General features: G+C 58.8%; 21 protein-coding genes and 1 pseudogene. 9 read left to right on the top strand and 13 right to left on the bottom strand.

Annotated elements, in window-relative coordinates:
- Nucleotides 1-2 precede the first annotated feature (2 nt).
- From H1Y61_RS05265 to rpmE, 4 genes are all read right to left on the bottom strand, one after another.
- Entirely contained in the window at nucleotides 3-509 is a 507-nt protein-coding gene (locus H1Y61_RS05265) for a sigma-70 family RNA polymerase sigma factor (RefSeq protein WP_180573933.1), read from the bottom strand.
- A gap of 5 nt (nucleotides 510-514) precedes the next feature.
- On the bottom strand, nucleotides 515-907 hold the full coding sequence (locus tag H1Y61_RS05260) for a COG4315 family predicted lipoprotein (RefSeq protein ID WP_180573932.1): 393 nt from the start codon (nucleotides 905-907) through the stop codon (nucleotides 515-517).
- Between the two features lie 127 nt (nucleotides 908-1,034).
- Nucleotides 1,035-1,631, bottom strand: coding sequence for a YceI family protein (locus tag H1Y61_RS05255; RefSeq protein ID WP_409363957.1), 597 nt, complete (start codon nucleotides 1,629-1,631; stop codon nucleotides 1,035-1,037).
- 114 nt (nucleotides 1,632-1,745) lie between these two features.
- Entirely contained in the window at nucleotides 1,746-1,967 is a 222-nt protein-coding gene (gene rpmE, locus H1Y61_RS05250; RefSeq protein WP_015917049.1) for a 50S ribosomal protein L31, read from the bottom strand.
- A gap of 165 nt (nucleotides 1,968-2,132) precedes the next feature.
- Here rpmE and H1Y61_RS05245 point away from each other — a divergent pair, with 165 nt between their 5' ends.
- The gene (locus H1Y61_RS05245) at nucleotides 2,133-3,959 is read left to right on the top strand and encodes an ABC transporter transmembrane domain-containing protein (protein WP_180573930.1); all 1,827 of its coding nucleotides are present in this window, start codon (nucleotides 2,133-2,135) and stop codon (nucleotides 3,957-3,959) included.
- 4 nt (nucleotides 3,960-3,963) lie between these two features.
- Here H1Y61_RS05245 and H1Y61_RS05240 read toward each other — a convergent pair whose 3' ends face one another.
- The 6 genes and pseudogenes from H1Y61_RS05240 to H1Y61_RS05215 form a co-directional block, all read right to left on the bottom strand.
- Nucleotides 3,964-5,622: an FAD-binding dehydrogenase gene (locus H1Y61_RS05240; protein ID WP_180573929.1), complete on the bottom strand. Its 1,659-nt coding sequence runs from the start codon at nucleotides 5,620-5,622 to the stop codon at nucleotides 3,964-3,966.
- Between the two features lie 342 nt (nucleotides 5,623-5,964).
- Nucleotides 5,965-6,996: a peptidoglycan -binding protein gene (locus H1Y61_RS05235; RefSeq protein ID WP_015917052.1), complete on the bottom strand. Its 1,032-nt coding sequence runs from the start codon at nucleotides 6,994-6,996 to the stop codon at nucleotides 5,965-5,967.
- A 3-nt stretch (nucleotides 6,997-6,999) separates the two neighbouring features.
- Complete coding sequence (locus H1Y61_RS05230; protein ID WP_174111635.1) at nucleotides 7,000-8,013, bottom strand: flagellar motor protein MotA; 1,014 nt, start codon at nucleotides 8,011-8,013, stop codon at nucleotides 7,000-7,002.
- A gap of 184 nt (nucleotides 8,014-8,197) precedes the next feature.
- Nucleotides 8,198-8,998: an inositol monophosphatase family protein gene (locus tag H1Y61_RS05225; protein ID WP_015917054.1), complete on the bottom strand. Its 801-nt coding sequence runs from the start codon at nucleotides 8,996-8,998 to the stop codon at nucleotides 8,198-8,200.
- A gap of 413 nt (nucleotides 8,999-9,411) precedes the next feature.
- Nucleotides 9,412-10,461, bottom strand: a pseudogene (locus H1Y61_RS05220) (tetratricopeptide repeat protein); the annotation flags it as partial.
- Between the two features lie 299 nt (nucleotides 10,462-10,760).
- Complete coding sequence (locus tag H1Y61_RS05215; protein ID WP_180573928.1) at nucleotides 10,761-11,423, bottom strand: thiamine phosphate synthase; 663 nt, start codon at nucleotides 11,421-11,423, stop codon at nucleotides 10,761-10,763.
- A gap of 351 nt (nucleotides 11,424-11,774) precedes the next feature.
- Between H1Y61_RS05215 and H1Y61_RS05210 the strand changes: the two genes are divergently transcribed.
- Together H1Y61_RS05210 and H1Y61_RS05205 are read left to right on the top strand one after the other, a co-directional pair.
- Complete coding sequence (locus H1Y61_RS05210) at nucleotides 11,775-12,542, top strand: sulfite exporter TauE/SafE family protein (protein WP_180573927.1); 768 nt, start codon at nucleotides 11,775-11,777, stop codon at nucleotides 12,540-12,542.
- Nucleotides 12,543-12,664: 122 nt separating this feature from the next.
- Nucleotides 12,665-12,925 carry an ArsR/SmtB family transcription factor gene (locus tag H1Y61_RS05205; protein WP_060718245.1) on the top strand — a complete coding sequence of 87 codons (261 nt, stop codon included), beginning with the start codon at nucleotides 12,665-12,667 and terminating at the stop codon, nucleotides 12,923-12,925.
- A gap of 339 nt (nucleotides 12,926-13,264) precedes the next feature.
- Here the strand turns inward: H1Y61_RS05205 and H1Y61_RS05200 are convergent, their stop codons facing one another.
- Nucleotides 13,265-13,438 (bottom strand): YdcH family protein, encoded by a 174-nt coding sequence (locus H1Y61_RS05200; protein ID WP_015917059.1) that lies wholly within the window; start codon nucleotides 13,436-13,438, stop codon nucleotides 13,265-13,267.
- A gap of 340 nt (nucleotides 13,439-13,778) precedes the next feature.
- On the opposite strand from H1Y61_RS05200, the gene H1Y61_RS05195 reads away from it, so the two are divergent.
- From H1Y61_RS05195 to H1Y61_RS05170, 6 genes are all read left to right on the top strand, one after another.
- The gene (locus H1Y61_RS05195) at nucleotides 13,779-13,982 is read left to right on the top strand and encodes a YdcH family protein (protein WP_041697050.1); all 204 of its coding nucleotides are present in this window, start codon (nucleotides 13,779-13,781) and stop codon (nucleotides 13,980-13,982) included.
- 16 nt (nucleotides 13,983-13,998) lie between these two features.
- Nucleotides 13,999-14,499: a 5-(carboxyamino)imidazole ribonucleotide mutase gene (purE, locus tag H1Y61_RS05190; protein ID WP_180573926.1), complete on the top strand. Its 501-nt coding sequence runs from the start codon at nucleotides 13,999-14,001 to the stop codon at nucleotides 14,497-14,499.
- Nucleotides 14,500-14,568: 69 nt separating this feature from the next.
- A complete protein-coding gene (locus H1Y61_RS05185) occupies nucleotides 14,569-15,582 on the top strand; it encodes a 5-(carboxyamino)imidazole ribonucleotide synthase (RefSeq protein ID WP_235680877.1) in 1,014 nt (337 codons plus the stop codon).
- Between the two features lie 162 nt (nucleotides 15,583-15,744).
- Nucleotides 15,745-15,870 carry a type B 50S ribosomal protein L36 gene (gene ykgO / locus H1Y61_RS05180; protein ID WP_003497670.1) on the top strand — a complete coding sequence of 42 codons (126 nt, stop codon included), beginning with the start codon at nucleotides 15,745-15,747 and terminating at the stop codon, nucleotides 15,868-15,870.
- Between the two features lie 108 nt (nucleotides 15,871-15,978).
- On the top strand, nucleotides 15,979-16,782 hold the full coding sequence (locus H1Y61_RS05175) for a tetratricopeptide repeat protein (protein WP_235680834.1): 804 nt from the start codon (nucleotides 15,979-15,981) through the stop codon (nucleotides 16,780-16,782).
- Nucleotides 16,783-17,045: 263 nt separating this feature from the next.
- Entirely contained in the window at nucleotides 17,046-18,053 is a 1,008-nt protein-coding gene (locus H1Y61_RS05170) for an alpha/beta fold hydrolase (protein ID WP_180573924.1), read from the top strand.
- A 642-nt stretch (nucleotides 18,054-18,695) separates the two neighbouring features.
- Here the strand turns inward: H1Y61_RS05170 and pyk are convergent.
- Nucleotides 18,696-20,135, bottom strand: coding sequence for a pyruvate kinase (pyk, locus tag H1Y61_RS05165; protein ID WP_015917065.1), 1,440 nt, complete (start codon nucleotides 20,133-20,135; stop codon nucleotides 18,696-18,698).
- Nucleotides 20,132-20,611: a DUF1036 domain-containing protein gene (locus H1Y61_RS05160; RefSeq protein WP_041697052.1), complete on the bottom strand. Its 480-nt coding sequence runs from the start codon at nucleotides 20,609-20,611 to the stop codon at nucleotides 20,132-20,134. The genes pyk and H1Y61_RS05160 overlap by 4 nt, the downstream gene beginning before the upstream one ends.
- Between the last annotated feature and the right edge of the window lie 295 nt (nucleotides 20,612-20,906).

Raw genomic sequence — 20,906 nt, 5'->3', positions numbered from 1 at the left:
CCTCATTTGATCACCCTTAACTTCGGTGGATCGTCCTGGGTCAGGCGGGTCAATGCCGCCCGCGCCCGGCCCAGGCGCGACATCAATGTGCCAATCGGGATCTCCAACACGTCGGCCGCTTCCGAATAGCTCATGCCTTCGACGACGACGAGAAGCAGCGCCTCCCGCTGTTCGCTAGACAATTGGTCGATCGCCCTTGCCATTTCGGCAAGAGCGATACGGCCTCCCTGCGCGGCGGGTACCGACAATTCGCCCGCGACATCCTCGATCGGCACCGCAACAGGCCGGCGCCGGCGATCACGCAGATTGTTGCGATAAATATTCAGAAGGACACGGGTGAGCCAGGGCCGTACCGGGCCTGGCCCGCGCCACAGCCCCTTCTTGACAATGGCCCGCTCCAGACAGTCCTGAACGAGATCATCGGCGACGTCGCGGTCATGCGTCAGGGCATGGGCGTAGCGCCGGAGCCCCGGAACACAGCTTGCGATTTCGTCCAGAAAGTCCGGCATAGGGCCTATTCCTTGGCGGTGTGCCATACATTGCCGACACCGTCGCCGGTGGTATCCCCAGGCTTTTTGTCCATCTGCCAGCGATAGAGCGGCTTTCCATCATGCGACCACTGCATTGTGCCATCCTTGCGGGCGATCGGCTGATACGCACCATCGGCTTTGTCAGTCTTTGTGGCAGCAAGGGGCGGCCATTTCTTCGCGCAGCCATCGTAGCAGGTTGATTGACCCTTGGTGTCATTATCGAATGTATAGAGGGTCATGCCCTTGGCATCGGTCAGGATCGTGCCCTGAGCGGTTTTTGTTTCGATGACGGCGCCACCGGCATAGGGGCCAGCCAGGGCTGCCCCTGCCGAAACGAACGTGACAAAACCGGCCAGAAGCAAAGGATATGAACGCATGATATCGTCCTTTCAGAGAGATGACAGATCGGACATCCTGTCCGATACTGAGAGAACACTTGGCCGAGGGACTTAATCCCTCTCCGCTCAAATATTTTCACCAAGAGCGCTTGCCGATGGTCCGTCCCTATCTGATGCCCTTCAAATCCATGTCGAATACAACGGTATTGGAATAAAGCGGGACACCGATCCCCATGCCGTAAGGCACACGGAAAACATTGCCGGTGACGTGAAAGGCAACCGAGCCCTGCTTTTGCTCCAGAAACGTGGCGTGAAATGTCTCAGGCCTGGAAATGCCTCGCGCCGTCAATATCCCCTCGACAAGTGCACTGCGTGGCCCGTCCTGGACGACCCGGTTCGAGCGGAAGGTAATTTGCGGATAATCGGCGGCATTGAAGACGGCGCTGGAGCGCAGGAAATTGTCAACCCGCTCCTGCCCCGTCTTCACGCTGACAGGGGTCACGGTAATTTCGACGAAGGATTGCGCCGGATGATCCGCATCGATGTCGAAGCGACCGGATATGCCGGGAAATGTACCGTTGATCCCTGGACCGGCAACCTGCGCAATCGAAAAACCTATTCGGGATGCCGAATCGATCCGGTAACGCCCGGCAGCGGATGAAAGCGATTCGGCGGATGCGGGCGCCGTGGCCAAGGCGACGATGAGACAGCCAAGCGAAAAACTATATTTCAAGACAGGTATTCCTCTGGTTGGGGAAAGCATGGTCCTGAAAGAAGAACACCGTAGCGCCGGGTTTAATCCCATCCGGGATGAGCGGCCAACAAAAAAGCCCGATCACAGGACCGGGCTTTTTTGGAAAGACATGCAAGCGGTGGATTAGAGGCCGAGGCCGCCGAAACGCTTGTTGAACTTGGAGAGACGGCCACCGCGGTCCATGAGCTGCTGGTTGCCGCCGGTCCAGGCCGGGTGCGACTTGGAGTCGATGTCGAGGTTCATGACCTGACCTTCAGTGCCCCAGGTCGAAAATGTTTCGTACTCGGTGCCATCGGTCATGACGACCTTGATCTTGTGGTATTCGGGATGAATGTTAGCCTTCATGACGGTCTTCCTGATGTGCCGGGGGTCTATTTGCCGCAATTGCGTCAGCCGACCCAATTCAATACATGAAGCCGGAGACTGGTAATGTCGCGGGCTTCCCAATTTGATGGGCTGCCTATACATGAAGGTCGCAGGGATAACAAGGCCCCCAGCGCATAAGCTGGGATGGCAGGGGCGGAGTACGGATCAGTGTCAGAAAACCAAGAACGCCAGGCAAAATCGAGCCGTAGTCTGAAGCCTCTCGCCAGGCTTAACCCTTACCTGATGCGGTATCGCGGCATGGCATTGGCCGCCTTGGTGTTTCTGGCTCTGGCTGCCGTGACCACGCTGGCGCTACCGCTGGCCGTGCGCCGGATGATCGACCACGGCATGGCCTCTGCCGATGCCGGCTTCATCAACAAGTATTTTGCCATGCTGATCGTTCTGGCGCTGATCATGGCCGCATCCAGCGCGCTGCGCTATTATTATGTCATCACCATTGGCGAGCGGATCGTCTCGGATATCCGCCGCGAAGTGTTCGATCATGTCAGCCGCCTGTCGCCTGCGTTTTTCGACGTCAACCAATCCGGCGAAATTGTCTCGCGGCTGACAGCCGATGCCACCCAGATCAAATCCGCCGTTGGCGCCAGCGCTTCTGTGGCATTGCGCAACATCATCATGTGTTTTGGCGCCATGGGCATGATGATCTATACCAGCCCGAAACTGTCGGTCATGGTGCTGGCTGCCATTCCCGTTATCGTCTTTCCGCTGATTGCCTTTGGCCGCTCCGTGCGGCGCCGCTCCCGCCTTGCCCAGGACAGGCTAGCGGAGGCCGCAGCCTTTGCAGGCGAGAGTATTGGGGCTGCCCGTACCGTCCAGGCCTTTAATGGCGAAGCCGCCGCCAGCGCCCGCTACGGCGCAGCCGTCGAACAGGCTTTCCAGGCCGCCCGTATCGCCACCCGCTCGCGCGCCATCCTGACCGGTGTTGCCATCACGCTGGTATTCGGCAGCATTGTCGGGGTGCTCTGGTATGGCGCCCAAAGCGTGCTGGCCGGAACGCTGTCAGCGGGAACCCTGGGCCAGTTCCTGCTCTATTCCGTCATCGCCGCCTCATCGCTTGGCCAATTGTCTGAGGTCTGGGGTGAATTGATGCAGGCGGGCGGGGCCGCCGAACGGCTGACGGAATTGCTGGCCGAGGTCTCTGCCGTGCAATCGCCTGATCATCCAAAGCCCTTGCCCACCCCCGCGCGTGGCGAAGTGTGGTTTGAGAATGTCGAGTTTTCCTATCCCAGCCGCCCGGGACGCTCTGCCGTCAAAGGCCTGAGCTTTGCCGTCGATGCCGGAGAAACCGTGGCGATCGTCGGACCATCCGGCGCAGGCAAAAGCACGATCTTCTCGCTGATCCTGCGCTTCTACGATCCGACAAGCGGGCGCATCTGTCTTGATGGCAGTGATCTGCGCGACGTGTCAACGGAGGCACTGCGCGGCAGCATTGCCATCGTCCCCCAGGACGTGACGATCTTTTCTGGCACGATCCACGATAATATTGCCTTCAGCTGCCCCGATGCCAGCCGCGAGGCGGTGATCGTTGCTGCCCGCGCCGCCCAGGCCACCGAGTTCATCGACCGGCTGGACCAGGGCTTTGACACACAGGTTGGTGAACGCGGTATCACGCTTTCAGGCGGCCAGCGTCAACGCATCGCCATTGCCCGCGCTATCCTGAAGGATGCGCCGGTCCTGCTGCTGGATGAGGCGACCTCGGCGCTGGATGCGGAAAGCGAGACCCTGGTGCAGAAAGCCCTGGACGAGCTGATGAAATCGCGCACCACCATCGTCATCGCCCATCGGCTGGCTACCGTGCTGAAGGCGGACCGGATTCTTGTCATCGACGATGGCAAGGTGGTGGAACAGGGCACCCACCAAAGCCTGATCCAGCAGGGCGGCATCTATGCCCGGCTGGCCCGGCTGCAATTCCAGAGCGGAGCGCAGGATTTCCTGGCGGACGCGAAGTAACCCATCAGGACGAGCTGGCCGCGAGAACATTGCGGCCCGCCACCCGGCCGGAAAATAGGCAGCCGCCGAGAAATGTGCCTTCCAGCGCATTATAGCCATGCATGCCACCACCGCCGAAGCCTGAGACCTCGCCTGCCGCATAAAGGCCCGGCACCGGCTCGCCGGACATTTCCAGCACCCGGCCCTCAAGGTCGGTTTGCAAGCCACCCAGTGTCTTGCGGGTCAGGATATGCAGGCGCACGGCGATCAAAGGCCCCTTGGCCGGATCGAGCAACCGGTGCGGTGCGGCAGTCCGCATCAATTTATCACCGAGATAGTGCCGGGCGCCTCGGATAGCGGTGATTTGCGCATCCTTGCTGAAAGTGTTGCTGATCTCCCGGTCCCGCGCCTCAATCTGGCGGCGGAGATGGGCAGGGTCCAACCGGCTCTCACCACTGATCGCATTCATCTTGGCCACCAGTTCCTCCAGATCGGTGCTAACGGCAAAATCCTCACCCCGTTCCATGAAGGCCAGGACCGAACCGGTCGGGCGTTTGCCAAGCCGTTTCAGCAGAAGGCGGATATTGCGACCGGTCAGATCCGGGTTTTGCTCCGAACCAGACAGCGCGAATTCCTTCTTGATGATCGCCTCGGTCAGGATGAACCAGCTGTAATCGCTGCCGCGCTCGCGCAGGATTTTCAGCGTGCCAAGCGTATCGAACCCCGGCATGGCGGGCGATGGCAGCCGATGGCCATCGGCATCGCACCAGAAGGAGGATGGACCGGGCAGGATACGAATGCCATGATCCGGCCAGATCGGGTCGTGATTCTTCACACCCTCGGTATAATGCCACATGCGGTCGCGGTTGATGACACTGCCGCCCGCCTGTTCGGTAATGGCGATCATCCGTCCATCGACATGGGCAGGTACGCCACAAACCATGGTGGCCGGCGGCTGACCAAGCCGGTCCACCGGCCAGTTCTGCCGCACCAGTTGATGGTTGCCGCCAATGCCACCGGACGCGACGATCACGGCCTGGGCGCAATAGGTGAAATCGCCAAGCGGCTCACGGTTGCTCTTTTCGCCCCGCAAAACGACATCATTGGCCAGCACTGTGCCTGACACGCCCGTCACCCGCCCATCCTGGCGCTCCAGCGCATCGACCTGATGGCGAAACAGGAACGTGATGCGCCCGGCCTCGGTCAGCGCCTTTGCCAATTTGAGAAACGGTTCCAGCACGCCCGGCCCTGTCCCCCAGGTGACATGAAAGCGCGGCACCGAATTTCCATGGCCATCGGCAAGCTGCCCGCCGCGCTCTGCCCAGCCGACCACCGGAAACCAGCGCATGCCAAGTTGATGCAGCCATGCCCGCTTCTCGCCCGCAGCAAAGTGCAGATAGGCCTGCGCCCAACGCCGAGGCCAATGATCCTCCGGCCGGTCGAAACCCGCCGAGCCGAACCAGTCTTGCTCGGCCAAGGCCAAGCTGTCACGCACCCGCATCAGCCGTTGCTCAGGACTGTCGATGAAAAACAAGCCGCCCAGCGACCAGAAAGCCTGCCCGCCCAGGTTCTGCTCCCCCTCCTGATCAACGACACAGACCGACAAGCCCCGCCCCGCCGCCTCAATTGCTGCAACCAGCCCCGCCAGCCCTGCGCCGACCACGATCACATCGAACTCGTTCATCACGCCCTCCCAAGCACATTCCGCTGCCATTCTCTCCTCGGCAGAAAAATTTACTTACTTTTACGCGAACGTCAAAATAGAGCAAGCGTAAGGCAGGCTGTACTCTTCGTACAATTTTCCCGTCTCACCCCACCTCAAGGGGGGAGATCGATATGTGGAAACCACTTACCCTACAGAAACCGTTTTATTCCCAGCATATTCAGTCGCTAAAAAGATGTCCGGCCAGTGCTTCCTGCCGATCTCCCCCAATGAGGGGGAGATGCCTAGCAAGGCAGAGGGGGGTTAAGCGGCATATAAAAGCCCTTGCGTCCTATAAGAGCCACACCCATTCAGCTGCCCGTCTCACCGCTCCGTCAGCTTTAGCTCGATCCGCCGGTTTTGGGCGCGGGCTTCAGGTGTATCGCCGGGCGCAATCGGCTGGAACTCACCGAAACCGGCAGCAGCCAGACGGTCGGCGGGGACGCCCTTGGAAATCAGGAACTTGACCACCGAGACAGCGCGGGCCGCCGAGAGCGCCCAATTGTCCGGATAGCGGCCATTGCCTGACAGCTGGACATTGTCCGTATGGCCATCGACGCGCAACACCCAATTGATATCGGGGGGAATTTCCTTGGCAAGATCGATCAGGGCATTGGCGAGCTTGACCATTTCCTCCTGGCCTTGCGGGTTCATATCTGCCCCGCCGGAGGGAAACAGCACTTCTGACTGGAACACGAAACGGTCGCCGACGATGCGGATATTCTGCCGATCGGACAGAATTTCCCGCAGGCGTCCGAAAAAGTCGGAGCGATAGCGGTTGAGTTCCTGGACCTTCTGGGCCAGCGCCACATTCAGCCGCCGTCCGAGATCGGCGATTTTCGCCTGTGAATTCTGGTCCTTGGCCTCAGAGGCCTGCAAGGCCTGTTCGACAGCGGCAATCTGGGCGCGAAGTGCGGCGATCTGCTGGTTCAACAGGTCGATCTGGCTCATGGCGCGAGCGCTGACCTGCTGCTGCTCATCGAGCTTGCCACTGAGTTCGCCGATCTTCACCTGGGCCTGGGCCGAATTGCCCGCCCCGGTATCGAGCAGGGATTGCAAACGGCTGCGTTCCTTCTCAGACGTATCCAGCGAGGATTGCAGGTTGGCCAGCGCGTCTTCCAGATCCTGCTTGCCGCCTTTTTCCAGCGCCAGCATTTGCGTCAACTCGGCAATCTGGTTGTTCAGCCGGTTCAACACCTCGTCCTTGCCGGAAATTTCCCGGCTGAGCACGAATTGCGCCACCACGAAAACGGTGAGCAGGAACATGATGGCGATCAGCAGCGTCGACAAGGCATCGACAAAGCCCGGCCAATAGTCGGCGCCGCGATCCCGCTTGCGGTTGCGCCCCAGGGCCATGGTCTACTTGCTCCCGAGCTTGTCGTTCAACCGGTCCAGCGCCTTGCGCATGGCACGGGTGTCTTCTTGCTGGGCTTCGATCCAGTCACGCAGCATTTGTTGCTCATTGCGCATGTTCTTCACCAACCCCTGAATACCGTCCGACAAGCCGCTCAGCGCGGCTGCCGACCGGTCGGAGCCGGAGGCAGGCTGCTGGGCGATCTTTTTCATCTGCTCCAGCAAACGCTCCATATCCTGGCCAGAAACACCCGATGGAAGCGGTTGATCGGAGCCGGTATCGGTGACGGAAGACAGCCAGTTTTCCAGCTCCGTATAGAACCGGTTCTGGGCGCGGCCAGCCTGCAAGTCGAGAAAACCGAGGATCAGCGAGCCGGACAGGCCCAGCAGTGACGAGGAAAACGCCGTCCCCATGCCGGCAAGCGGCGCGGAAAGCCCGTTTTTCAGGGTTTGCAGCACATCGCTGCCCTGCCCACCGGAGCCTGCATCCAATGTCTGGATGACATTGCTGATCGAGCTGATCGTGCCGATCAGGCCCCAGAATGTGCCGAGCAGGCCGAGAAACACCAGAAGGCCGATCAGATAGCGCGAGGTATCGCGTGCTTCGTCCAGCCGGGTGGCGATGGAATCAAGGATGGAACGCAGCAGCGTCGTTGACAGGCCGGTTGAGCGGCGATTGCCAAGCAGGGAGCGCATCGGCGCCAGCAATTTTGGCTCGCGTCCGGACTTATCGGCAGTACCGGACCGCTGAAAATGATTGAACCAGCGCACTTCCGAAATCAGCCCGACCACATGGGCGAAAATCAGGATGATGCCGACGGCCAACACCCCGAGAATGAGACCATTCAGCCCCGGATTGGTGTAAAACGCCTGTTCGGCCTGCCGAAACAGGATGGCCGCGATGAAACCGATGAGGATCAGAAAGATCAGCATCGTCAGAATAATGGGTGCCGGGCTTGACAGTTTCGAGCCGTAACGGGCCGGTTCAGCGTCCGGGGCGTCCACATCCACATCCGTCATTGGCAGCACGTCTCCATTACAGGCAAGCGGTCGATCCCTTTTGCAAACCACGGGTCAAGCCTCTGAAAGGCTCGGCCTAGGCAGCATGAAGTGGACGGAGGCTAGTTCAAATTCATGTCGAATTGAAGCGAAAACCGGCGCTTTTGCGAAAGCGCCGAAAAAGCCATGCTGGCGCTTGAGCCGATCAAGCCTTCGGCAAGGGCCGCTTGACCACTTCCAACAGCGCCTTCTGGATATATTCATTGCCCGCGACAATGTCACCACGCTCAAGACTATCGGTTCCTCCCGACATATCGCTGACGAAGCCGCCTGCTTCGCGGATCAGCAACAGGCCAGCGGCGATATCCCAGGCATGCAAGCCGGTTTCCCAGAAACCGTCGAACCGGCCGCAGGCGACATAGGCGAGGTCCAGGGCCGCTGCCCCCATGCGGCGGACGCCAGCCACTTCGCCCATCACATGGCGCAGTTCCAGCAGCGCCTTGCCGTGATTGCCCCGGCCCAGATGCGGCATGCCGCAACCGATCACGCAATCCGACAGTGCCTTGCGGGCGCCAACGCGAATGCGACGATCGTTAAGGAAGGCACCACCACCCTTTTCGGTCGTGTAAAGCTCGTCGGTAGCAGGGTTGAAAATCACACCGGCAACGATTTCGCCATTGCGCTCCAGGGCAATGGAGACGGCAAATTGCGGAATGCCGTGCAGGAAGTTGGTGGTGCCATCCAGCGGATCGACGATCCAGCGATGGGCGCCATCGGTCCCCTTGATCTCTTCACCCTCTTCCCCGAGGAAGCCATAGGTGGGTCTGGCCTTCAGCAGGTCCTCGCGCACCAGTTTTTCAGCCTTCATATCGGCCTGGGAAACGAAATCCCCCGGGCCTTTGACCGAAACCTGCAAGTTCTGCACTTCGCCAAAATCGCGCGACAGGGATTTCCCGGCCTTGACGGCGGCCTGGACCATGACATTGAGAAGGGCTGAGCGAGCCATAGCGGTTTCCTTAGACTGAATGATGCAGCAGGCCGTCATCCGCCATCAACAGGATGGAGGTCGGGCGCGGCCCTTTTAGCGGCGTGCAAAGATTGAGCGGTTCAAGACCACAAAATCTGGCGCAATTCAAGTCCCTGCGCGATTCAGGGGGTGGCAGGCGGCTGATCCGGCACATCGGTGCCATCGTCGGGATTTTCATCCTTGTCTGCATCATTTTGGGGAACGGCATTTTGCGGCTTCCCCCCGACAGGAGGCAGGGAGACGCCCGGAAGCCCGGTCGGGTCCATGGGCGGTGGCGTCACCGGCTTTACCGCCTTGCTGATGATGTCGCTAACCTCGTCCCTCGCCCCATTTTTGCCCGTCGGTGAGCCTTGGGCCTTCGATACCGGGCGACCCAGTCTGTGCTGGCCGGTCCGGTATTTGTTGGCCGCTTCGATTGCCTGTTTCTGCTGGCTGTCCGGCAGGCCGAGATAGAAATCCTCAAGGGCCGGATCGGCAAGGCCCGCCCGACGCGACAGCACATACCATTTCGCCGCCTCGACCGGATCAGGCCGGGTGCCGAGCGCCGCCACATACACATGTGCCAGCCGGTTCTGGGCAGCGACATTGCCGCGATTGGCGGCAATCCGCAACCATTTGAAACCCTGTTCCAGATCCTGCGGCCCGGCAATACCGTTGATCAACCAGATGCCAATATCAAGCTCGGCGGTATCAAAACCGGCACGCGCCGCCCGCACCAGCCATTCGCGCGCCAGCTGGCGCTTTTCCGCCGGCACTTCCGGCAGGTTGCGATAGATCTGGGCGACGGCATATTGCGCATCGGCGATGCCTTGTTCCGCCGATCGCTCGTAGAAAGGCAGCGCCAACAGCAATCCCTTCTTGCCGGGATTTTCCGAGACCTGCAATTGCGCCCAATTGAACTGGGCCGACGCATTGCCCGCTTCCGCTGCCCGGCGCATATAGTCATCGGCCAGCTTGCGATCCGGCGAGACATAGCGCCCTTCGATCAACATCAGAGCATATTTGAACATTGCCGCCGGATCGCCACCCGCAGCGGCCTTGGCATACCAGAAGGCCGCTCCCTTCATGTCGCGCTTGACCGCCAGACCACGGGTCATCAGCTCTGCAATCAATGTCTGCGCGGCGGGATCGCCCTTCTCGGCGAGCGGCAGGGCGTAATCGAAGGCGGTGGCAAACAGTCCGCGCTGGAACGCGCCATAGGCAAGATCAACCTTGCCGGTATAGGGCTTTTCCGGCGGTAGATCCGGCAGCGGAATACCCATGCGCTCCATCAGCGTAATACCGCCAGCCGGTCCCGCATCCTTCACGCCCGGCCGCTGTACCTTGCCAGCATCCTCACCGGATACCGGACCGGAAAGCCCGCTCGGTCTGACAAAACCGTTTGTCTGGTCAGAGCCAGGGTTGTTTTTGGGAGCCGTTTTATCGTCAGGAGCGACTGGCACCTCGATTTCGTTCCCCGGCTTTGGGCCTCGCCCTTGCTCCCCAGCCTTTTCCGATGGCGTCTCAGGAGAGGCCTGATCGGCAGCCTCGCCTGATTTGCCCTCACCCGCCTTCACATCAGGCTTCGCCGCCGGATGTGAGGATGCCGCAGGCGGAACCTGCGCATAAGCACCGATGTCCATGACCGTCGGACATGCCAGCGCCAAAACCAGGCTTGCACAGACGGATCGTCCAGACAGCAACCGGAATTTGGCCAAACGGGTTAGGGCAAGACGGGGCAAGGCAATGGTCATTGAGGCGTTCAATCCTCAAACCGTGGCGCTTTTTCGTCAAGCAAAGCATTTACCTGAGCAACCACGGTGGCGGCTGCCTCCGGATCGTCAAACACCGCCCTGGAGAGGGCCGCAAATTCCGCGCCGGTTTCAGCGACAGCCAGGGCCGATTGCGGATCTGCGCCGCCCATGACGATGCAGGGGATCTCCACCATCGACGACCACCATTCGCCCAAGGCCAGGTTTTTCGAATGCGCTTCCGGCTTGATATCGCCATCCAGCTTGCCGAAAAACATGTAGTCGGGGTCGGCATCGCCAGCCTCCAGCGCATGGTGCCGGTCGCGGGCAGCACCGGAGCCGACAATCATCTTCGGGGTGAATTTTTCCACCGCCTCGGCCAGCGCCTCGACATCGCCGCTGATATGCAGGCCATCGGCCTTGGCGCGACCGGCAACCCGGCTATTGTCGGCGATGATGGCAGCCGCACCCGCTGCCTGCACCAGCGGCACGACCGCTTCGGCCTGGGCCTGGAACGTATCGTCATCGAAATCATATTGCGGGATGATCACCGAGGCGACATCGCCACCCTTCAAGGCATTGCCGACGATCGTGGCAAGGATCTGCACATCGGCAATCTGCGGCGTGATAAGAACGAGCCGGCAGCGGCTTAGGGACTTGGGCGACTTGGACATGGTGATTTCCGTCTTCTTCAGGGCGGGAGCAAGAGAGGCACATCCGGGCCAAAGCGCCCTCTCCCCTTTATATAGGGCATATAAGGCGCTGTAGCACGTCATGCCGACGGCTTGATTTTTCCTTTAAACCGATTGTGATTTAAGGAATGATGCTGAAGCCTCTTTGCTCGCGTTTGTGTTGGCACTCTTTCTGCGGCGAAAGGATCTCGCCATGTTTGCAGGAAGTCGATAGACCGGACTGACGAAAGGATCAACACCAACTGTCAGAGACAGCCGCCGCCTTCTGGGAAGACACCTCGTCCCGACAGGCACCAGCGCTCCCAATGCACCATCGCGGAAATTCGACCATCCATGCTGCCAGATCTCTCATTCCTGCTTGCCGCCATTCCCGCCGTCGTGCTGGTCGGCCTGTCCAAGGGCGGCCTGGGCGGCGCTTTCAGTCTACTCGGCGTACCGATCCTGGCGCTCGTCGTACCGCCGATGACGGCTGCGGCGATTTTCCTGCCGATCCTGCTGGTCATGGATCTGGTCGCGCTGCATGCCTGGCGCCACCATGGCGACTGGCGCACTTTTTTCCTGCTTCTGCCCGGCGCCATCGCCGGGATCGCCTTTGGCTGGGCGACATCGGCGCTGATCCCGGCGGATGCCATGCGGCTCGTGCTCGGTGCCATTACGGTGGTGTTTGCCGGGCGCTATTTCCTGCGTCGCTTGCGCGGCGAAAGCCATGATGCAAGACCTGCAAAACCACAGCGCGCGGTGGCTGCAACGGGTTGGGGCACGCTGGCCGGTTATGGCAGCTTTGTCGCGCATGCCGGCGGCCCGCCGTTTGAAATCTATGCCCTGCCGTTAAAGCTCGATCCAAAGACCTATACCGGTACCAGCGTGCGGTTTTTTGCCTGCCTCAACGCCATCAAGATCATTCCCTATATCGCACTCGGTCAGCTGGATTTCAGCAATTTCACCCTATCTCTTAGCCTGCTGCCGGTGGCGCTGCTGTCCACCATGGCCGGTGCCATGGTGGTGCGTCGGATGAAAGCGCAGACCTTCTATCCGCTGATCTATGCCATGACGCTGATCGCCGGACTGAAACTGTTTTGGGACGGTTTGTTTTTTCTCTAAAAAACCAATGACGACATCGCCGTCCACCGGAAATTGACGACAATCAAAATCCCGAAAAAATTGTATTTTCGCATCGCACAATTACACTTGCCGGACAACGGGATGTATCATAGCTTGCGCATATGACGACAATCGATCCATTCTCGGCCATTGCCGATCCAAACCGACGCCATTTGCTGGAAGAGTTACGCCGTGCACCGCGCACGGTGAACGATCTGGCCAAGGGCCTGCCGATCAGCCGGCCGGCCGTCTCACAACATTTGAAGGCGCTGCTGGATTGCAATCTGGTGACAGTGGCCACCCAGGGCACCAAGCGGATCTATTCGGTCAACAATTCCGGCTTCAACCGGCTGAACCTGTGGCTGGACCAGTTCTGGAACTGACGGTGGGATCGGTTCGCATAGGGACCGGCGTGCCAATACGTCATGACCGGCGCGAATATTTCGTTCGCCACAGCGCCTCTGGCGTTCCCAATCGTTTATAGCACCGCATGATTCGACTTGCTAAAACAGCCCACGAAAAAGGCCCCGAAGGCAATCGGCGCTTCGGAGCCTGGTTTCGGTCAAGAGCGGCAATGTTTGGCGCTCCTGGATTATGGAAAGAGTATCAAGACAGCGGCGGAAACGTTCAAGCAATCAATCCGCCACTTGGCGATCCGAAGGGCCTGTTGGCTGTATGAAACCCTTAAATCGGGCCCGATTTAAGGAGGCATCATCCAGCCTTTAATGTCGTGTCGACTTCAGGCGCTCCATTTCATCCTTGAGGCGCAATTTGAGGCGCTTGAGTTCCAGAATTTCCTTGTCGTCGGTCGAGGGAGAGGAAAGGGCGGCATGTAGTTTCTCCTCCAAAACTCCATGCTTCTTGGCAAGCGATTCAATATGAGCCTGAATGGTCATTTGATTCTATCCTTCCTTTTCAACCTCCAGCATCCATCGCTGGAGCTTCTTGGTTTGCGACAGCAGTGTGACACGATCGCTGGCCGATGTCTAAGGCGAAAACCTGAATTTATGAGGGCAATTTCATGTTGGCACAGGCGATACTTCCCATATCGGGTCGCCTCCTTGCGTTAGGCCTTTCTAAACGCAAGGGAAATTGATTGGTTAAAAGACGCGGCCAATGCCGATGAAATTATGCGAAAGGGCTAACTTCCCGTTACCGACGTTTGGTGATAGGAGCTTGCGCCATTCCACCATGCATCAGAAATAGATGCAGACAGCGACAAGATGGGGACAGACGATGCCGGATCAGGACCACGCGGATACAAGGCTTCAACTCGCACGCCTTCGTCAGGAACACGAGGATTATGATGCTGCGATCAACGCCATGGTTCAGGTCGGCTGCGACGCCTTGCGCATCCAGCGTATGAAGAAGAAAAAGCTTGCCATCAAGGACAGGCTGACCAAACTGGAAGACCAGCTCATTCCCGATATCATTGCCTGAGAAAAGGGTGCCGCCGATGCAGGATGAAAGACCGCCCGTCGCCATCATCATGGGAAGCCAGTCCGACTGGGAAACCATGAAGAACGCTGCCGACACCCTGGACGCACTTGGCGTCAGCTACGAGGCACGCATTGTCTCCGCCCATCGGACCCCCGACCGCATGGTCGCCTTTTCCAAGGGCGCGCGCGACGAAGGCTTCCAGGTGATCATCGCCGGAGCCGGCGGCGCCGCCCACCTGCCCGGCATGGTCGCCTCGATGACAGCGCTTCCGGTTTTCGGCGTGCCGGTCCAGTCAAAAACCATGTCCGGCTTCGACAGTCTCTATTCCATCGTGCAGATGCCAGCCGGTATTCCGGTCGGAACGCTCGCCATCGGTCGGGCTGGCGCCGTTAATGCCGCCCTGCTCGCAGCAAGAGTTCTGGCATTGCAGGATGCCGATCTCGCCGACCGGTTGGATGACTGGACAGACAATCAGACTGCCGCCGTTGCCGACTATCCCACCGACGAAGCTCCCTGAGGCTTATAAACTGTACGGATCACACGCGTGAAGACCATTGGAATTATCGGCGGCGGCCAGCTTGGCCGCATGCTTGCTATGGCCGCAGCAAGGCTGGGGCTGAAGACCATCGTGCTGGAACCGCAGGCCGACTGTCCGGCCGCCCAGGTCGCCAACCGGCAGATATCAGCCGATTACGCTGACGAGGCAGCCCTTGCCGAACTGGCCGCCAGTTGCGACGTGGTCACCTACGAATTTGAAAACGTGCCGGTCGCCGCCGCCGAAGCCCTGGCGCGCAGCGTACCGGTCTACCCCCCCGCCAAGGCACTCGCCATGTCCCAGGACAGGGTGAGCGAAAAGCGCTTCCTCAACGACAATGGCATTGCCACCGCCCCGTTTCGCACCGTTGACAGTCAGGCGGACCTGGAGCAGGCATTGGCCGAATTCGGTGGCGAAGGCGTGCTGAAAACCCGGCGCTTCGGCTATGACGGCAAGGGCCAGCGCGTCTATCGCAAGGGGGACGATGCCAGCGGCGGCTATCAGGCGCTTGGTGCCGTGCCGCTGATTCTCGAAGGCTTCGTGCCGTTTGCGCGGGAAATCTCGATCATCGCCGCCCGTTCGATATCAGGCGAAATCGCCTGCTACGATCCGGCTGAAAATATTCACCGCGACGGCATCCTGCACACCTCCACCGTGCCTGCGTCGATTTCACCGCAAACCGCCGCTGCGGCCAAAAGCGCTGCGGAAAAGCTGCTGTGCGGCCTTGATTATGTCGGCGTGGTCGGGCTCGAACTGTTCCTGATGGCCGATGGCAGCCTGATCGCCAATGAAATGGCGCCTCGCGTCCACAATTCCGGCCATTGGACGGAAGCGGCTTGCGTGATCTCGCAATTCGAACAGCATATCCGCGCCGTTACCGGGTTGCCGCTGGGCGATCCGGCCCGCCACGGCGATTGCGTCATGACCAACCTGATCGGCGACGATATTGATGCTGTTCCAGATTGGCTGGCGAAACCCGGTGCGCTCGTCCATCTCTATGGCAAGGCTGAAGCACGGTCTGGCCGCAAAATGGGACATGTCACCGAGGTCAGGAACCGGGAATAACCTGCCATCAACCGGCAAAATGCCTGGTTTTCCGGTTGACATGCCGGGTTAAGCCGGGGTATGTGCCACCAACCCTGAAACAGCGCGCCCAGCGGTGCGTTTTTCGTCGATATACATCCCGGCGGAACCAGACGGTTCCCTGGCAACCATGCGGATCTAAAAATGAAGATCAAGAATTCGCTGAAAGCGCTTAAGGCACGTCACCGCGACAACCGTCTGGTTCGCCGCAAGGGCCGCGTTTACATCATCAACAAGCAGAACCCGCGTTTCAAGGCCCGTCAGGGCTGATCGAAACCTCTCCTGCGGGAGGGCAGCATCACCTTGCTGTGATGCGTGGACTTCGGTCAATCGCAGAATTCGGTTTGAAACAGAGCGCATGCACGGTAGATTACCTGCATGCGCTCTGTTCGTTTGTTCATTCATCTGATTCTCACAGCCTGTATTCTGGTTGCCAGCGCCCTCGCCGGGCCTGCTGCCACGACGTATGCGCAGGACATTACTTTTGCTCAGGATCGGCCAGGTGCTGCACCCAGCCAGCCTATGCCGCCTACCCTGCCCTTCACGCCGGACCCTCAAAAGCCTGAGCCGAACCATCCTCAGACGGGTGAGCCAAGAGCGGACAAGGATGGCCAGCCGCCATCCTCTCAACATCAAGGCCAATCTCCGCAGCAAGGCGAGGTTGAACGTCTGGAAGACCGCAGCGACACAGCAGCGCTGTCGGGCAAACCGGCGGACGAATTGCTGACCCAACTGAAACGCGAACGCCAGCCGGAGGCAGCCAAGGCGATTGCCGCTGCCGTGATGGCGGATTGGTCGAATTCCGGTAGCCCAACCGTCAATCTGCTGATGCAATGGGCCGACAAGGCGATCAAGGACAAGAAGAACGCCGCAGCGCTTGATTTCCTTGATCAGGCGATCGTGCTGGAACCCGATTATGCCAATGGCTGGGGTCACCGAGCCAGCCTGCATTATAGCCTGGGCAATTACCGCAAGGCGATTTCCGATCTCAATCACGTCCTGGCCATCGAACCGCGCCATTTCGGGGCGCTGGAAATGCTCGCCAATATTCTGGCCGAGACCGGCAGCGACCAAAAGGCGCTGGAAGCCTGGCAGCGCTACCTCGCCATCTATCCCGCCGACCGCGCCGCCCAGAAGACCGTGACCGAGCTTTCGGAGAAACTGGCAGGCGCCCGGACGTAATCATGACCCATTGCGGATGCATTAGATTTAAAGTGTTACAGCGTCCTTTGTGCGTTTTATAAAACGCAAGGCGCTACAATCCCTGCTGTGCCGCTAAAGACGGTGGTTTGGAGAAAACCGAAGGGCTGTTATTGCCTTTCACACTCCACGCGCTCCGTACTGTGTTATGCGGATGAAAGAGGCCGTCGCTGTTAAATTTTCTGCGTCATTCTCTCTGATAGCTGAGCCGCTTGACGGAAAGACGCAGCAGGAACCCGTAAGCCATGCCTGTAATTCTAATCCTTGCCATCATTACTACACCTCTGATTGTAGCCTGGGTGTTTTCCACAGTCAAAATAAGACAGATCACGGATGACAATCCGAATATCGGCACGCTCGTCCCGATAAGAGACACACACCTCAATCTTCTGCATATTCCCGCGTCTGAAAGCGCGGATCTGCCGCCGCTGCTGTTCATTCATGGCGCCAGCGGCAATCTGCGCGATCAGGCCGAAGCCTTTCGTCCGGCGCTTGAGGGGCGCGCGGATCTGATCTTCGTGGACCGACCGGGCCACGGCTATTCACCGCGTGGCGGACCGGAAAACGACACGCCCGATGGCCAAGCCAACGCCATTGCCGAGGCCATGGACGCCCTTGGCCTAGCGCGGGCCATTATTATCGGCCATTCCTTTGGCGGCGCCATTGCGGCCAGTTTTGCCGTTCTCCATCCAGAAAAGACGGCGGGTTTGCTTTTTCTGGCCCCTGCCACCCATCCCTGGCCCGGCGGTGTCGATTGGCATTATCATCTGACGGCAACACCAATCATCGGGCCGCTCTTTGCCCGCACCCTTGCGCCTCTTGCAGGGCTTGCCAAGATGGATGGAGCCATCGGGGCAGTCTTTGCTCCCAACCCACGTCCGGATGATTATATCGCCCGAACCGCCCCTACCCTGGTTCTGCGGCCCAGCACCTTCCGTCACAATGCCATCGACGTGTGCGGCTTGCACACCTATGTCACCCGCATGGCGCCTCGTTACCCGGAAATCCGGGCACCAACCGTGATCATCACCGGTGACTGCGATTCTATCGTTCTTGCCGATATTCACTCCATTGGGCTTGCCCGCGACATTGCAGGCGCCGAACTGGTCTGGGTACGACGTCTAGGCCACAAGCCGGACTATTGCGCCACAGACCTGGCCGTTGCCGCCATTGAAAAAATAGCTGGCCAGGACCGCAATCTTCCATCTTTGGCCAGGAAACGTGGAGAAGCTCTTGAAATGTCAACAAACTGATAAAATTGAGAGGTACTTAAGACGTCGATAACCACTGATATTGGCTATCTACAACCCAAAGGATTGTGTTCTTGACATCACAATCAAAATGGCGCAAAACTATAGGCATAGTAACAAACCAATTTAGAACGACAATATTATCAAAGACGAATTTATAGTCTATTTATATTCATGAGTTATTAAATTATTTATAAGTAATAAAGTCGCCTCTCCCAAGGCGGCTTTATTATTTTGTGATGTAAATACTGCAAGATGAAATTTATAAATTCCTAATATTAGGATAATTCCGTAAATCCTAAAGGATTTCATAGGGAAATAGTGCGTCAGGATCAAAGAATGACAGCCTCTATCCAGCATTTTAAAACCGCAGAATGCGCCATCTGATTCTGTTCACATCAGATTTTACCCAGAGCACTTCCCCCATCGCCGACCGCTGAATCAGCCACCTTATAGGCGCCCTGTCACGAACAACGCCGCCCATCATCCCTGACAAGCGGCGATAGAATTTTTCGGATACATGACCAGTCAGAAAGGCCCCTGAAGGTGGCCCTTCACTTTCTCTTTTCAAATACCTCTACGGCATAGGCCCTTCAAGGCGAGGATGCATCAGCATCTTCGCCTTGCGGGACGGCTTTAGCCATGTCAGACGCCGGACAGTCCATCCGGACCGATATAGGCGATGCGCAGCATATTGGTTGCGCCTGGCGTGCCCAATGGCACACCAGCGGAAATGATCACCCGGTCGCCCGGCTTGCCAAACTCTTCCGAAACCACAATGCGGCAGGCCCTGTTGACCATGTCATCCAGATCGGTCGGCTCTTCGGAAACGACGCAATGCAGGCCCCAGACCAGCGACAGGCGGCGGGCCGTCTGCACCACCGGCGATAGCGCCAGGATCGGCACTTCGGGGCGCTCGCGTGAAGCACGAAGCCCGGTATTGCCGGAGGAGGTGTAACAGACGATCGCCGTCAGCTTCAGGGTCTCGGCAATCTGGCGGGCCGCCAGCGAAATCGCGTCGGCGCCGGTTGCTTCCGGCTGCGGGCGCTGGGCATAGATAATGCCGGGATAGTGCGGTTCGCGCTCGATGGTGCGGGCAATCGACGCCATGGTCGAGACTGCTTCGACTGGATACTGGCCGGAAGCGGATTCAGCCGACAACATGATGGCGTCGGCGCCTTCGAACACGGCTGTCGCCACGTCGGAGACTTCGGCGCGCGTTGGAACCGGCGCTGAAATCATCGATTCCAGCATCTGGGTGGCCACGACCACCGGCTTACCTTCACGGCGGCAGGCGCGAATCAATTGCTTCTGGATGCCGGGAACGGCCTCCAACGGCATTTCCACGCCAAGGTCGCCACGCGCCACCATCAGGGCGTCGGACAGTTCGATGATCTCGTCGATCCGTTCCAGCGCTTGCGGCTTTTCGATTTTCGACATCAGCCCGACCCGTCCGCGGGCGATCTTGCGCACCTCAGCCAGATCCTCGGGACGCTGGATGAAGGACAGCGCGACCCAATCGACGTCATTGGTGGCCAGAACAGCATCCAGATCGGCGCGGTCCTTGTCGGTCAGCACGCCGGTTGCGAGAATCGTGTCGGGCAGGCTGACGCCCTTGCGGTCGGAAATCTTGGTACCGGACACAACGCTACAGACAATGGTCTTGCCGTCGCATTTTTCAGCACGAAGATGCAGCTTGCCATCATCGATCAACAGACGATGGCCAACCTTGACGGCCTCCAGGATTTCAGGATGCGGCAGATAGACCCGGGTTTCATCGCCAGGGGCCTCGTTGCTGTCGAGGGTGAACGTCTGGCCGGGCTTCAGTTCCACCGAGGTATTGGCAAATTTGCCGACCCGCAGCTTGGGGCCTTGCAAATCGGCCAGAATGCCGATTGGGCGCCCACAAGCAGCTTCGACATTGCGGATGCGCTGGATCAGCGTGCGCATCACATCGTGGCTGGCATGGCTCATGTTGATACGGAAAAGATCGGCGCCAGCCTCATGCAGCTTGCGGATCATGGCTTCATCTTGCGAAGCCGGTCCAAGCGTTGCGAGAATTTTGACTTTGCGGTTACGCTTCATTGCTTCTGGCCTTCCTGCGTGCCGGGCGTGTCGGACAACTGAACCATCCAGCTCCCCTGGCGGCCCGTGTCATATTCCTTGAAACCCATTTGCTGGTAACCGCGCTTGAAACAATCCCCGACGCCAACGATCTTGAACTCGTTTTCCGCCACGCACATGTTGACATTGCCAGTCCAGCGGCCACCGCGGGCGGCATCTTCTGCGTAGAGATAATAGTAGCGCGATTTCAGCTCGCCTTCGATCAGCGTTGCGCAGGTCGAAGCGGGGACTTGCCACCAACCCTCGCTGATCCAGCCTTCCGCCGCCCGATAGCCAATGGCCACGCCGACGAGATTGGCCGAACCATTGCAAACGCGAAAATCCGCCTGCGCGGGTGCGGCATAAGCAATCGGTGAAAATACAATGGTCAAAAACAGGCCGAGACGTGCAAGACGCCCGGAACCTGTAACGGAAGAGAGTGTGTTGGAATGAGGCACGGCTTCCGACGGAACTCCATTTTTCTGTGTTGCCTTCTTGCGACTATGGACCAAGAAAGTCAACGCAACTCTAATCGATTGTAATCCTCACGCGAATGATGAGGGATGAGTTTGACTGTATGGTGACGCTAGCGCGCCTTGAAGCGAACCAGATCCTTCTTGCCTCACAGGCTTGAACCGTAATAGCAGATATCACACGAATGATCATAAGGCGTTAAGCGACATCGAAGCATTCTTTTAAATCCGCCTGCTGCATAATTCCTTAAATCCAAACCGATTTAAGGAATTATGCAGC

This window comes from Agrobacterium vitis (assembly GCF_013426735.1).
GTDB classification, from domain to species: Bacteria; Pseudomonadota; Alphaproteobacteria; order Rhizobiales; family Rhizobiaceae; genus Allorhizobium; species Allorhizobium vitis_D.
This window is presented reverse-complemented; position numbering and strand designations above follow the sequence as displayed.

What these genes read in the sequence shown, in the direction of transcription:
- H1Y61_RS05265 (WP_180573933.1), bottom strand. Translation starts at nt 509, where the DNA reads ATGCCGGACTTTCTGGACGAAATCGCAAGCTGTGTTCCGGGGCTCCGG.
- H1Y61_RS05260 (WP_180573932.1), bottom strand. Translation starts at nt 907, where the DNA reads ATGCGTTCATATCCTTTGCTTCTGGCCGGTTTTGTCACGTTCGTTTCG.
- H1Y61_RS05255 (WP_409363957.1), bottom strand. Translation starts at nt 1,631, where the DNA reads ATGCTTTCCCCAACCAGAGGAATACCTGTCTTGAAATATAGTTTTTCG.
- rpmE (WP_015917049.1), bottom strand. Translation starts at nt 1,967, where the DNA reads ATGAAGGCTAACATTCATCCCGAATACCACAAGATCAAGGTCGTCATG.
- H1Y61_RS05245 (WP_180573930.1), top strand. Translation starts at nt 2,133, where the DNA reads ATGGCAGGGGCGGAGTACGGATCAGTGTCAGAAAACCAAGAACGCCAG.
- H1Y61_RS05240 (WP_180573929.1), bottom strand. Translation starts at nt 5,622, where the DNA reads ATGAACGAGTTCGATGTGATCGTGGTCGGCGCAGGGCTGGCGGGGCTG.
- H1Y61_RS05235 (WP_015917052.1), bottom strand. Translation starts at nt 6,996, where the DNA reads ATGGCCCTGGGGCGCAACCGCAAGCGGGATCGCGGCGCCGACTATTGG.
- H1Y61_RS05230 (WP_174111635.1), bottom strand. Translation starts at nt 8,013, where the DNA reads ATGACGGATGTGGATGTGGACGCCCCGGACGCTGAACCGGCCCGTTAC.
- H1Y61_RS05225 (WP_015917054.1), bottom strand. Translation starts at nt 8,998, where the DNA reads ATGGCTCGCTCAGCCCTTCTCAATGTCATGGTCCAGGCCGCCGTCAAG.
- H1Y61_RS05215 (WP_180573928.1), bottom strand. Translation starts at nt 11,423, where the DNA reads ATGTCCAAGTCGCCCAAGTCCCTAAGCCGCTGCCGGCTCGTTCTTATC.
- H1Y61_RS05210 (WP_180573927.1), top strand. Translation starts at nt 11,775, where the DNA reads ATGCTGCCAGATCTCTCATTCCTGCTTGCCGCCATTCCCGCCGTCGTG.
- H1Y61_RS05205 (WP_060718245.1), top strand. Translation starts at nt 12,665, where the DNA reads ATGACGACAATCGATCCATTCTCGGCCATTGCCGATCCAAACCGACGC.
- H1Y61_RS05200 (WP_015917059.1), bottom strand. Translation starts at nt 13,438, where the DNA reads ATGACCATTCAGGCTCATATTGAATCGCTTGCCAAGAAGCATGGAGTT.
- H1Y61_RS05195 (WP_041697050.1), top strand. Translation starts at nt 13,779, where the DNA reads ATGCCGGATCAGGACCACGCGGATACAAGGCTTCAACTCGCACGCCTT.
- purE (WP_180573926.1), top strand. Translation starts at nt 13,999, where the DNA reads ATGCAGGATGAAAGACCGCCCGTCGCCATCATCATGGGAAGCCAGTCC.
- H1Y61_RS05185 (WP_235680877.1), top strand. Translation starts at nt 14,569, where the DNA reads ATGCTTGCTATGGCCGCAGCAAGGCTGGGGCTGAAGACCATCGTGCTG.
- ykgO (WP_003497670.1), top strand. Translation starts at nt 15,745, where the DNA reads ATGAAGATCAAGAATTCGCTGAAAGCGCTTAAGGCACGTCACCGCGAC.
- H1Y61_RS05175 (WP_235680834.1), top strand. Translation starts at nt 15,979, where the DNA reads ATGCGCTCTGTTCGTTTGTTCATTCATCTGATTCTCACAGCCTGTATT.
- H1Y61_RS05170 (WP_180573924.1), top strand. Translation starts at nt 17,046, where the DNA reads ATGCCTGTAATTCTAATCCTTGCCATCATTACTACACCTCTGATTGTA.
- pyk (WP_015917065.1), bottom strand. Translation starts at nt 20,135, where the DNA reads ATGAAGCGTAACCGCAAAGTCAAAATTCTCGCAACGCTTGGACCGGCT.